General features: G+C 66.3%; 9 protein-coding genes. 4 read left to right on the top strand and 5 right to left on the bottom strand.

What is annotated here, in order from left to right; translation table 11 throughout:
• Positions 1 to 75: 75 nt before the first annotated feature.
• From hutF to hutC, 5 genes are read right to left on the bottom strand one after another with little or no spacing between them, the layout of a single operon-like run.
• The gene (gene hutF, locus DBR47_RS00130; protein WP_124445981.1) at positions 76 to 1,455 is read right to left on the bottom strand and encodes a formimidoylglutamate deiminase; all 1,380 of its coding nucleotides are present in this window, start codon (positions 1,453 to 1,455) and stop codon (positions 76 to 78) included.
• A complete protein-coding gene (gene hutG, locus DBR47_RS00125; RefSeq protein ID WP_255420593.1) occupies positions 1,452 to 2,261 on the bottom strand; it encodes an N-formylglutamate deformylase in 810 nt (269 codons plus the stop codon). The genes hutF and hutG overlap by 4 nt, the downstream gene beginning before the upstream one ends.
• Entirely contained in the window at positions 2,258 to 3,490 is a 1,233-nt protein-coding gene (gene hutI / locus DBR47_RS00120) for an imidazolonepropionase (protein ID WP_124445980.1), read from the bottom strand. Before hutI ends, hutG begins: the two co-directional genes overlap by 4 nt.
• Positions 3,487 to 4,029, bottom strand: a complete 543-nt coding sequence (locus tag DBR47_RS00115) for a HutD family protein (RefSeq protein ID WP_124445979.1) — start codon at positions 4,027 to 4,029, stop codon at positions 3,487 to 3,489. The genes hutI and DBR47_RS00115 overlap by 4 nt, the downstream gene beginning before the upstream one ends.
• On the bottom strand, positions 4,026 to 4,766 hold the full coding sequence (gene hutC, locus DBR47_RS00110; protein ID WP_124445978.1) for a histidine utilization repressor: 741 nt from the start codon (positions 4,764 to 4,766) through the stop codon (positions 4,026 to 4,028). The genes DBR47_RS00115 and hutC overlap by 4 nt, the downstream gene beginning before the upstream one ends.
• Positions 4,767 to 4,887: 121 nt before the next feature.
• Between hutC and hutU the strand changes: the two genes are divergently transcribed.
• From hutU to DBR47_RS00090, 4 genes are all read left to right on the top strand, one after another.
• On the top strand, positions 4,888 to 6,570 hold the full coding sequence (gene hutU / locus DBR47_RS00105; RefSeq protein ID WP_124445977.1) for a urocanate hydratase: 1,683 nt from the start codon (positions 4,888 to 4,890) through the stop codon (positions 6,568 to 6,570).
• Between the two features lie 25 nt (positions 6,571 to 6,595).
• Positions 6,596 to 8,140, top strand: a complete 1,545-nt coding sequence (hutH, locus tag DBR47_RS00100) for a histidine ammonia-lyase (protein WP_124445976.1) — start codon at positions 6,596 to 6,598, stop codon at positions 8,138 to 8,140.
• A 289-nt stretch (positions 8,141 to 8,429) separates the two neighbouring features.
• On the top strand, positions 8,430 to 9,515 hold the full coding sequence (locus DBR47_RS00095; protein ID WP_124445975.1) for an ABC transporter substrate-binding protein: 1,086 nt from the start codon (positions 8,430 to 8,432) through the stop codon (positions 9,513 to 9,515).
• Positions 9,512 to 11,410: a GGDEF domain-containing protein gene (locus tag DBR47_RS00090; protein WP_124445974.1), complete on the top strand. Its 1,899-nt coding sequence runs from the start codon at positions 9,512 to 9,514 to the stop codon at positions 11,408 to 11,410. Before DBR47_RS00095 ends, DBR47_RS00090 begins: the two co-directional genes overlap by 4 nt.
• Positions 11,411 to 11,452 lie beyond the last annotated feature (42 nt).

The raw sequence follows: 11,452 nt of genomic DNA, 5'->3' as shown, positions 1-11,452 counted from the left end.
AAAGGGTTGTTAGCCTCGATTGCGGGTTCGGCCCGACAAATGCCGGATCAAAAGCGAGCCGGTGTTGCAAAAGTCTCAGCAAAGATCTTGCATCACGGCCTCAAACGCCTGCGCCAGCTGAGTGCCGCGCTGCGCATCCAGCAGCCGCCCGTCTTGCAAGACCTGCTTGCCGGCCACAAAGACCGCGCGCAAGACCTGACCCTGGGCCGCGAAGACCAGGCCGTCCAGCAGATAGTCGGCGGGCAAGCCCAAAAGCCCCGAGGCGCGGCGGTCCAGCACCAGGAAGTCGGCGCGCGCGCCCGCCTGCAAACCCCATTGCTTGAAGCCCGCTGGCGCTGCGCTGCCGGCCCGTACCGCCTCAAACAAGCGGGCTGCCGTCGAGGGCTGGTGGCCGGGCAAGGCAGCCACATTGCGCTGCTGCAGGCCCAGGCGCTGACCGTACTCCAGCCAACGCAGCTCCTCCCCCCAAGCGCGGGTGACATGGCTGTCCGAACCCAGGCTGATGGGCACGCCCGCGCTCAACCAGCCCGGCAAATCGCAGAGGCCATCGCCCAGATTGCCCTCGGTGCCGGGGCAGATCACCACGCTGGCTCCCGCCTGGGCGACCTGCTCAATTTCCTTGCGCGTGCTGTGGGTGGCGTGCACCAGATGCCAGCGGGCATCGGGCTTGAAGGTATTGCACAGATATTCCATCGGCCGCTGGCCGCTGTGGGCGAGGCAGTCGCGTACCTCCTGCATCTGCTCGGCGATATGGATGTGTAGCGGCACATCGCCATCACCCAGCAGGGCTTGCAATTGGGCAATGTCATCGGCATTGGCCGCCCGCAGGGAATGCAGGGCCACACCGGCATTCAACAAGGGCCGGCCGGCGGTGTTGATGCGCTGGCTGGCCTGCCAGACCCAGGCCGCATCGGTGCGAAAGCGGCGCTGATCCTCGCGCAATCCGGCCTGGCCAAAGCCGGCACGGGCATAAAGCACCGGCAGCAGGGTCAGGCCTAGACCCACGCTGTGTGCGGCATCGGCCAGGGCCCAGCTCATGGCCAACTCGTCCGGGTAGGCCGAGCCATCCGGCTGGTGCTGCAGATAGTGGAACTCGCAGACCTGGGTGTAACCGCCCTGCAGCAGCTCCAGATAGAGCTGGCTGGCGATGGCTTGCAGCTGGGCCGGCGTGACCCGCAGGGCCAGGCCATACATGCGGTCGCGCCAGGACCAGAAATCATCGTCACCCGACTTGCGCCGTTCGGCCAGGCCGGCAAAAGCGCGCTGGAAGGCGTGGCTGTGCGTGTCCACCAAGCTGGGCAGCACCGGGCCGGGCAAGGCCTCAACACCCTCGGGCCGGGGCGCGCCCACCGCGATCTCCTGCCAGTGGCCGCGGGCGTCCACCGTCAGGCGCACATCGCGTTGCCAGCGGCCGTCTACCCAGGCCAGTTCGGCCCAAAAAGTCTTGTTGATCATGAACGTGGACTCCAGTCCAGCAAGCGGCTGAGCAGTTGGCGAATCAGCGGCTGCACCTGGGCCGCCAGCTCGGGTGCGTAAGCGTAGGGCGGCAGCTCGCTCATATAGCAGCGCTGGCACATCTCCAGCTGCACCGCGTGTTGTGCATGCGCAGGCTGGCCGTAGTGGCGGGTGATGTAGCCGCCCTTGAAGCGGCCGTTGACCACCTGGCTGTACACGCTCTGCGAGGCTTGCACATCGGCGAGAGCCGCGGTGATGGCGGCGTCACAAGACTTGCCTTCCACCGTGCCGAGGTTGAGATCCGGCAAGCGGCCCTCAAACAACCAGGGCAGCTCGGAGCGGATGCTGTGCGCGTCGAACAGCAAGGCATAGCCATGCTGGGCCTTGAGGCGATCCAACTCCGCCTGCAAGGCCTGGTGATAGGGGCGCCAGTACTGCTCGCGGCGGCGCAGCTTCTCCTCGGCATCGGGGGCTTGGCCCTCCAGATACAGGGACTCGCCGGTGAAAAAACGGGTCGGGCACAACTCGGTATTGGCCGCACCCGGATACATGGGCGTGTCCTCCGGCGGGCGGTTCAGGTCGATCAAATAGCGCGAAAAGCGCGGGACGATCAGGCTGGCCCCCAGCTCGCGCGCGATCTCGCCGTACAAGGCTTCCAGATGCCAGTCGGTGTCCTCGCTTTGCAGGGCGCGCGGCACATAACGGTGGTGTTGATCGGCTGGTATCTCGTAACCCACATGGGGCATGCTGATCAGCAAGGGGCGGCTGCCCGGGCTGAGCTTGAACACGGGGCTGCTCGTCGTCACTTGGAATCTCCTCGAATCTGCCCGCCGCGCACGCAAAAGTTCAGCGGGTTGCGGCCAAAGAAATAGGCCAGTTCATTGGGATGGGCGATATCCCAAACGCAGAAGTCGGCCCGCAAGCCGGCCTGCAAGACACCACGGTCCTGGAGCCCCAGGGCACGCGCCGCATGCTGGGTGGCGCCGCGCAAAGCCTCTTCCGGCGTCAGACGGAACAGGGTGCAGGCCATATTCAGCATCAGCAGCAAGGACAAGGTGGGCGAGGTGCCGGGGTTGTGATCGGTGGAGATGGCCATGGGCACGCCGGCGGCGCGCAGCGCGGCGATGGGCGGCAGCTTGGTTTCACGCAAAAAGTAGAAGGCACCGGGCAACAAGGTGGCCACCGTACCGCTGGCCCGCATGGCCTCGATACCGGCCTCGCTCAAATGCTCCAGATGATCGCAAGACAGGGCCCCGAACTCGCAGGCCAGCTGGGTGCCGCCCTGATCGCTGAGCTGCTCGGCATGCAGCTTGACGGGCAGGCCCAGGGCCTTGGCCGCCTCAAACACCCGGCGCGTCTGCGCGGGGGTGAAGCCTATGCCCTCGCAAAAGGCATCCACCGCATCGACCAGGCCCTGGGCCTGCAACTGCGGCAGCCATTCGCAGACGGCTGTGACGTAGTCGTCTTGCCGCCCGGCGAACTCGGCCGGCACGGCGTGGGCGCCCAAAAAAGTAGTTTGCACCGCCACATCCAGCTCGACCCCCAGGCGGCGTGCCACCCGCAGGCTGGCGGCCTCGGCGGCCAGATTGAGGCCGTAGCCGGACTTGATCTCCACCGTGGTCACACCCTCGCTCAGCAGCTGGCGCAGGCGCGCAGCGGCCGAGTCAAACAAGGCCTGCTCGCTGGCCTCGCGGGTGGCACTGACGCTGGAGCGAATGCCGCCGCCGGCGCGGGCGATCTCTTCGTAGCTGGCGCCCTTGAGGCGCAACTCAAACTCGTTAGCGCGCAGGCCGCCGTAGACCAGATGGGTGTGGCAGTCGATCAAGCCGGGCGTCACCAGCGCACCGTTCAGATCATGGGTTTGGCTGACGCTGCTGAGCAAGTCAGCAGGTAGGGCATCGGCCGCCCCCACCCACAGCAGCTTCTCACCCTCGGTCACGAGCGAGCCGTCTGCAATCCCGCCCCAGGGCTGATCGCCCGCCAGAGTGGCCAGATGGCCGTGCTGCCAAAGTGTGCGTGTGCTGTCCACCGTCATTCCTCGCTCCATGTCATCCACCAGGCCGGGCCCTTGCCCTCGAAAGCGCAGGCTTGGGCGCTGGGGTTTTCGCACCAGGCCAGGCTCAGGGGCGCAAGCGGCATGGCTCGGCCGCCATGCAGCAGCTGGCCACCCTCGGCGCTGAACAGGCCCACCCAGCGGGCCTGGGGCAGCAGGCCTTGGCTTGCAGCTTGCACCTGCATACGGCCCTGGCCGCGCCTGTGCATGAGATTGAAGTCCCGGGTCAGGCCGCCCAGCAAGCTGCAAGCCGGCGCCAGCGCGCCGTCGAAGTTCAGCAACTCATCACCCACTCGCAGCTCACGCTGACCCAGGCGCACGCCCTCGCCTTGCAGCACGGCGAACCAGCGGTCCACGCCCTCGAACTTTGAGAAAGGCCCGTCCGCCGCTATATCGGCCACGCTGATGCGCAAGGCCCAGTCGCTGCTATGCGGCCAGGCCAGCAGCTCACGCGTTTGACCGCCGCCATTGCGCCAGGCCTGAGGGCTCACTTCAGCCGCAGAAATAATGCTCCAGCTCATGCTTGAAACGCTCCTTCCAGAAGGTAGAGAGAGCCCGGATGTGTCAGGCGCACCGTGGTCACGGTCTGGCCGCGACTGAAGGTGCGGCGCTTGACCACCAGGCAGGGTTCGGTCTTGCTCAGGCCCAGCAGTTTGGCTTCTTCGGGCGTAGGCAACAAGGCTTCGATGGTGTAGCGCGCCTCCGAAAGCGGCGCCACCTCCAACAGATAGTGGGTGGGTGTGGTCTGGCTGAAATCGCGGCCGAGATAGTCGGGCGCGCAAGCCGCATTGACCCAGCGGTCCTCGCACTGGATGGCCACACCGTTCTCCAGGTGCACGATCACGCTGTGAAACAGCGGCGCGCCCGGCGGCAAATCGAAGTCCGCCGCCTGCGCGGCCGTCGCACGCTTTTTCTCTAACAGATGCACCCGCGACTCATGTTTGTGGCCGCGTGCCTTGATCTCGTCGTGCACATCGTGCACGGTCAAGGTGGAGGAGATGCGGTGCATGCGATGGGCCTGGGCCACAAACGTGCCCACACCTTGCAGACGCTCGACCATGCCTTCCTGCGTCAACTCGCGCAGCGCCCGGTTGACCGTCATGCGGCTGACCTCGAACTGCTGCACCAGCTCCGCCTCCGAGGGCAGCAAATCCCCCGCCACCCAATGCCCGCTGGCGATGCGCTCGCGCAGATGGTTCTTGACCTTCAGGTACTGCGGCGCCGGCGCGCTGCTGGAGGGAGAGGTTTTTTTCGGCATGGCTTGAATCCTACTTGACTGTACTTGTATAGACAACTAGAGTTCGCCACATTCTTTCTGCAAATTCTTTCGACCGAGTGCTTGCACTCAATCCTCTTTGGCCAACCCGATCGGAGACCCCATGTCCGCACAGCCCCGCGTCGTCCGTGCCCCCACCGGCACCACCCTCAGCTGCAAGAACTGGCTGAGCGAAGCCGCCTACCGCATGATCCAGAACAATCTGGACCCGGTCGTCGCCGAGAACCCCGACGCCCTGGTGGTCTACGGCGGCATCGGCAAGGCCGCTCGCAACTGGGATTGCTTTGAAGCCATCCTCGAATCGCTGAAAAAGCTGGAAGCCGACGAAACCCTCTTGGTGCAGTCGGGCAAGCCGGTTGGCGTGTTCAAGACTCATGCTGACGCACCCCGGGTGCTGATCGCCAACTCCAACCTGGTGCCGCACTGGGCCAACTGGGAACACTTCAACGAGCTGGACCGCAAGGGCTTGATGATGTACGGCCAGATGACGGCCGGCAGCTGGATCTATATCGGCACCCAGGGCATTGTGCAAGGCACGTATGAAACCTTTGCCGAAGCTGGCCGCCAGCATTACGGCGGCTCGCTGCAAGGCAAATGGGTGCTGACCGCAGGCCTGGGCGGCATGGGCGGCGCCCAGCCCCTGGCCGCGACCTTTGCCGGCGCTTGCTCGCTGAATATCGAGTGCCAGCAATCGCGCATCGACTTCCGCTTGAAGACCCGCTATGTCGACGAGCAAGCGACGGATCTGGACGACGCCCTGGCCCGCATCAAGAAGTACACCGCCGAAGGCAAGGCCATCTCCATCGCGCTGCTGGGCAATGCGGCCGAGATCCTGCCCGAACTGGTCAAGCGCGCCCGTGCCGGCACGGCCATCAAACCCGATCTGGTGACCGACCAGACCAGTGCCCACGACCTCATCAACGGCTATCTGCCCGCAGGCTGGAGCGTGGAGCAATGGAAGGCTGCTGCCGCCGACCCCGCCCGACATGCCGAACTGAAGGCCGCCGCCGCACAGGGCTGCGCCGTGCATGTGCAAGCCATGCTTGACTTCCAGGCCATGGGCATCCCCACCGTGGACTACGGCAACAACATCCGCCAGGTCGCGCTAGAGCAAGGCGTGAAGAACGCTTTCGACTTCCCCGGCTTTGTGCCCGCTTACGTGCGCCCGCAGTTCTGCGAAGGCCGTGGCCCCTTCCGCTGGGTGGCCCTGTCCGGCGACCCGGAGGACATCTACAAGACCGATGCCAAGATCAAGGAACTCTTCCCTCACCACGCCCAGGTGCACCGCTGGCTGGACATGGCCAAGGAGCGCATCGCCTTCCAAGGCCTGCCCGCACGCATCTGCTGGCTGGGCCTGGGAGAGCGCCATATCGCCGGCCTGGCCTTCAATGAGATGGTCAAGAACGGTGAGCTGAAGGCCCCCATCGTCATCGGCCGCGACCACCTGGACAGCGGCTCCGTCGCCAGCCCAAATCGCGAGACTGAAAGCATGCAAGACGGCTCGGATGCCGTCTCCGACTGGCCGCTGCTGAACGCTTTGCTCAACACCGCCGGCGGCGCCACCTGGGTGTCCCTGCACCACGGCGGCGGCGTGGGCATGGGCTTCTCCCAGCACAGCGGCGTGGTCATCGTGGCCGACGGCACGGACGCCGCCGCCCAACGCCTCTCGCGCGTGCTCTACAACGACCCCGGCACCGGCGTGATGCGCCATGCCGACGCGGGTTACGAGATCGCCAAGACGGCGGCCCGAGAGCGGGGCCTGAACATGCCCATGCTGAACAAGTAAAAACATCCCAAGCGAAGACTGCCCCATGAAACTCGAAATCACCCCCGGCCATCTGACCCTGGCCCAGCTGCGCGACATCCGTAACGGCGGCGTCCAGCTGAGCCTGCACGCCAGTGCAGCCGAAGTCATCCGCCGCAGCGCCGCAGTCGTGCAGGCCGCCGCCGCCGGTGACGCCCCCGTCTACGGCGTCAACACCGGCTTCGGCAAGCTGGCCTCCACCCGCATCAGCAAGGCCGATCTGGCCACGCTGCAGTTCAATCTGATCCGCTCGCACTGCGTAGGCGTGGGCGCGCCGCTGCAACCCTCGGTCGTGCGCCTGATGTTGGCCACCAAGGCGGCCTCGCTGGCGCGCGGCTTCTCGGGCGTGCGCCCCGAGGTCGTGCAAAGCCTGCTGGATGTGTTCAACGCCGGTTTGATCCCCTATGTGCCGGCCCAAGGTTCGGTCGGCGCCTCGGGCGATCTGGCACCGCTGTCTCACATGACTCTGGCCCTGCTGGGCGAGGGCGAGATGCTGGTCGATGGCCAGCGCCGCCCTGCCCTGGCCGAACTGCAAAAGCACGGCATCGCGCCCCTGGTGCTGCAAGCCAAGGAAGGCCTGGCCCTGATCAACGGCACACAAACCTCCACCGCCCTGGCGTTGGAAGGCCTGCTGCGTTTTGAGAACGTCTATGCCGCGGCCATCGTCAGCGGCGCGCTCAGCCTGGACGCGGCACGCGGCAGCGACGGCCCCTTTGACGCCCGCATCCACGCCGTGCGCGGCCAACCCGGCCAGATCGAGGCGGCCGCCGCCTACCGCCAGCTGCTGGCCGGCAGCGCCATCCGCCAGTCCCATGCCGAGGGCGATGACCGGGTGCAAGACCCCTATTGCCTGCGCTGCCAGCCCCAAGTCATGGGCGCTTGCCTGGACCAGGCTCGCTATGTGCGCGAAGTACTCTTGCGCGAGGCCAATGCCGTCACCGACAACCCCCTGGTGTTCGCCAATGAAGACGGCACGGCCCAGATGATTTCCGGTGGCAACTTCCACGCCGAGCCGGTGGCCTTGGCCGCCGACGCCCTGGCCGTGGCGATTGCCGAGGTGGGCGCCATCGCCGAGCGCCGCATCGCCATGCTGATCGACACCAGCGTCTCGCGCCTGCCGCCCTTCCTGACCGAGAACGCAGGCCTGAACTCGGGCTTCATGATTGCCCATGTCACCGCCGCCGCCCTGGCCAGCGAGAACAAGAGCCTGGCCCACCCCGCCAGCGTGGACAGCCTGCCCACCAGCGCCAACCAGGAAGACCATGTCTCCATGGCCACCTTCGGCGCCCGCCGTCTGGGCCCCATGCTGGACAACACCAGCCACATCATCGGCATCGAGCTGCTGGCTGCGGCGCAAGGCATCGAGTTCCTGCGCCCTCTGGCCAGCTCGGCCGCGCTGGAAGAGGTGCACGCCCTGGTCCGCAAGACCTGCCCGCCCATGCCCAGCGACCATTACCTGGCACCGGACATCGAGCACGCCTTCGAGCTGGTGGGCAGCGGCCAGCTGGCCCAGTTGCTGGACCGCGACACCGGCCTGGTGGTACTGCCCTGAGGCGGTATGACTAGACCCGCCGGCGCCCTCAAGCGCCGGGCACAGACGGTCTGAAAAGGCCGACAGGCGGCGTTGGATTTGCTCCAACGCCGCCTTTGTCGTTTTAGGGCCACGCGGCGCCGGCGCTTAGCCTCAAACTCACGCTTGGGCAAGACCGAGCACCCCGCAGAAGTGGGTGAAAGCGTGAACGATGACAGCGTCAGTCCAACGTAAGATTCCGGCCAATCGACTTCCAAGCCAAACGCAGGACCAGCCCCCTCAATGAGAGCCCAAGCGGACACCTGATTCCATGAGATTCTTGATCGCCCTCCTCTGTGGAATGTTCTGCCAACAGGTCTTGGCGCTGTCGGTGACCTTTATCAATCCAGGGCGCTCGGACGAAACCTATTGGGTCACCGCCGGCAAGGCCGCCCAGGCCGCGGCCAATAGCTTGGGCATCAAGTTCGAACAGATCTATGCCGAGCGCGATCATCTGCGCGTGCTGGAGATTGCCCGCAGCCTGGCCGCCCGGCCCAAGGAAAGCCGTCCCGACTACGCCCTGCTGACCAATGACAAGCAGACCCTGCTAAGCACCGTGCGCATTCTGGACCGGGCTGGCATCAAGTCTTTCGCCGCCTTCAACGGCCTGACGGATGAAGAGCGGGCCCAGTTTGGCGAGCCCCGCAGCGGCGTCAGCGGCCTGCTCGGTTCGCTGGAGCCGCATGGCTCGGACGCTGGCTACCTGACCGCCCGCGCCCTCATCAAGGAAGGCCTGCGCCTGCGCCTGCAAGCGCCGGATGGCAAGCTGCACCTGCTGGCCTTGGCCGGTGACCGCTCCACCCCCTCCTCGCTGCAGCGCAACCAAGGCATGCAGCGCGCCCTGGCCGAGCAGCCCGATGTGGTGCTGGACCAGCAGGTCTATGCCGACTGGCGGCGCGACAAGGCCGGCGAGCAGATGAGCTGGCTGATGCGCCGCCACCCCCAGGCCCGCCTGATCTGGGCTGCCAGCGACCAGATGGCTTTCGGTGTGCTGGATGTGCTGGAACATGCCCGCCTCACGCCCGGCCGCGACATGCTGGTCTCCGGCATCAACACCTCCACCGAAGCCATGCAAGCCCTGATCAACGGGCGGCTCAGCGCCCTGGCGGGCGGGCACTTTATGTGTGGCGCCTGGAGCCTGGTGATGCTGTACGACTACCACCACGGCCGCGACTTTGCCGACGAGGGCCTGGAACTCAGCAAGCCCATGTTCATCTTGTTTGACAAAAACCTCGCCGAGCGCTTTCTGGCCCGCTTTGCCAACGAGGGCCGGGCGATCGACTTCCGCGGCTATAGCCGCGTGCTGAATCCCTCACGCCGCCACTACGAGTTCGACTTCGAACTGCTGCTCAAATGAACTGGCTGCACGAACCCCTCAGCAGCTCCCTGCCCGCGCCCAGCGCCGGGCCGGACGAAAGCCTGACCCCCACACCGCCGCCGCAAGCGACACCCGATCTGCGCCCTTTGCGCTCGCTGGCGGAAAGCTTGACGCGCCGCATCGTCTGGCTTTGCGTCGGCGTCACCTTGATGGTGGCCGGCGTGCGCCTGATCATGGTCTACAAGCAGGAGCGTGAAGCCTTCGAGGCCGCCGTCAGCAAAGTCAGCGAAACCCACCTGCCCCTGCTGGCCAATAGCCTGTGGGACATCGAGCCCCTGGCCATCCAACACCTGCTGCAAGACATCGCCAAAGCGCCGCAGATCCAGGCGGTGCGCCTGAACGTCAGCACCGGCCAGTTCTTCCAGGCCGGCGAGGCCTTGAGCAAGGCCGAACGCTCCGGCGAGCAAGGCGATATCACCCTGGAAGTGCCAGGCCCCAAGGGCGGCAAATCCCTGGGCCAGCTGAGCCTGGACTTCAACCAGAGCTATCTGCGCCAGCAGCTGATGCAGACCTTTGCCCAGGTCGGCCTGCTGGGCCTGCTGGCCACCCTGGGGCTGGGTTATCTGACCCTGCGCATCCTGCGCCGCGAGCTGCACCAGCCCTTGCAGGATCTGGCCCATTTCGCCGGCACCCTGGCCCCCGGCAAGCCCACGCCGACGCTGGAGCTGGCTCGCCCGCCACGCCCCCAGCGCGACGAGCTGGATGTGGTGGTGGAAGGCTTTCGCACCCTGCAGGGCGAGATCCAGCACTATGTGGACGAGCGCCAGCGCCGTGCCGAACAGCTGGAGCAGGCCGTGGCCCGCCGCACCACCGAGCTGCACGAGGTGACGCGCTATCTGGAAACCATGTCGCGCCGCTCCAGCCGTTTTCTCAACTTGGCGGTGGACGAGTACCCCGGCATGATCCGCGCCACCCTGCGCGACATCTCCAGCCACTCCGGCGACTGCAGCCTGGCCATCGCCGAGCAGCCGGTGGGCGCGCCCCAGGCCAGCTGCCGCTTCGTCTGGCTGGCGCCGCGCGACACCGTGGCCGGTGTGGCCCTGGACCAACCCTTGCTGGCCGATCTGATCGGCCCCCTGCCGCGCGGCTGGATCGTGCTGCGCTTTGAATGCCTGGCCGACGCCGAGCCCCAGCGCGCCATCGCCATGCAGCGCCACGGCATCCAGGCCATGGTCTGCTGCGCCTTCACCGGCAGCTCGGGCACCCAGCTCCTGCTGGCCATGTCCTCGCGGCCCGAAAAATGGGTGTTCCGCGACGACCGCATGGCCAAGATGTCGGCCGAGATGCTGTTCAACATCATGCGCCACTGGCAGGATCAGCTGGCCTTGCAACGCCTGCACCAGGAGCTGGAGCAACGCTCCAACACCGACTCCCTCACCGGCCTGGCCAACCGCCGCTGGTTCGACGAGGTCAAGCTGGAGGAGACCCGCCGGGCCATGCGCGGCGGCACCTCGCTGGCGGTGGTAACCATCGATGTGGACTTCTTCAAAAGCTATAACGACACCTATGGCCACGCCCAGGGTGATCAATGCCTGGTGGCCGTCAGCCGCATGATCCAGCAGACCTTCAACCGCGCCGGTGAGTTGCCGGCCCGGGTCGGCGGCGAGGAGTTCACCGTGCTGGTGCCCGAGCACGATCTGGCGCAAGCCCTGGGCCAGGCCGAGCGCCTGCGCCAATGCGTGGCCGATCTGGCCATCCCCCATCTGGGCTCACCCCTGCAAAGAGTCAGCATCAGCGCCGGCGTGTCCTGCGTACGCCCCGACCGCTTCGAGGCCGGCACCAGCCCCGAGCACTTCATCGCCGAAGCCCTGGAAGCCGCCGACGGCGCGCTTTACCGCGCCAAGCGCAGCGGGCGGGATCGGGTGTCGGATTGAGATCTCTTGCTGACGCGTGCCCCCATCGGTGCTGGGCTGTAT

This window comes from Paucibacter sp. KBW04 (genome assembly GCF_003852425.1).
Classification (GTDB): Bacteria; Pseudomonadota; Gammaproteobacteria; order Burkholderiales; family Burkholderiaceae_C; genus Paucibacter_A.
Note: the sequence above shows the minus strand (reverse complement) of the source record. Positions and strands in the feature narration are given on the sequence as shown.

Excerpts from the sequence above, each read along its gene's own strand:
- hutI (WP_124445980.1), bottom strand. The coding sequence starts at position 3,490 with ATGACGGTGGACAGCACACGCACACTTTGGCAGCACGGCCATCTGGCC.
- DBR47_RS00115 (WP_124445979.1), bottom strand. The coding sequence starts at position 4,029 with ATGAGCTGGAGCATTATTTCTGCGGCTGAAGTGAGCCCTCAGGCCTGG.
- hutU (WP_124445977.1), top strand. The coding sequence starts at position 4,888 with ATGTCCGCACAGCCCCGCGTCGTCCGTGCCCCCACCGGCACCACCCTC.
- hutH (WP_124445976.1), top strand. The coding sequence starts at position 6,596 with ATGAAACTCGAAATCACCCCCGGCCATCTGACCCTGGCCCAGCTGCGC.
- DBR47_RS00090 (WP_124445974.1), top strand. The coding sequence starts at position 9,512 with ATGAACTGGCTGCACGAACCCCTCAGCAGCTCCCTGCCCGCGCCCAGC.
- hutC (WP_124445978.1), bottom strand. The coding sequence starts at position 4,766 with ATGCCGAAAAAAACCTCTCCCTCCAGCAGCGCGCCGGCGCCGCAGTAC.
- DBR47_RS00095 (WP_124445975.1), top strand. The coding sequence starts at position 8,430 with ATGAGATTCTTGATCGCCCTCCTCTGTGGAATGTTCTGCCAACAGGTC.
- hutF (WP_124445981.1), bottom strand. The coding sequence starts at position 1,455 with ATGATCAACAAGACTTTTTGGGCCGAACTGGCCTGGGTAGACGGCCGC.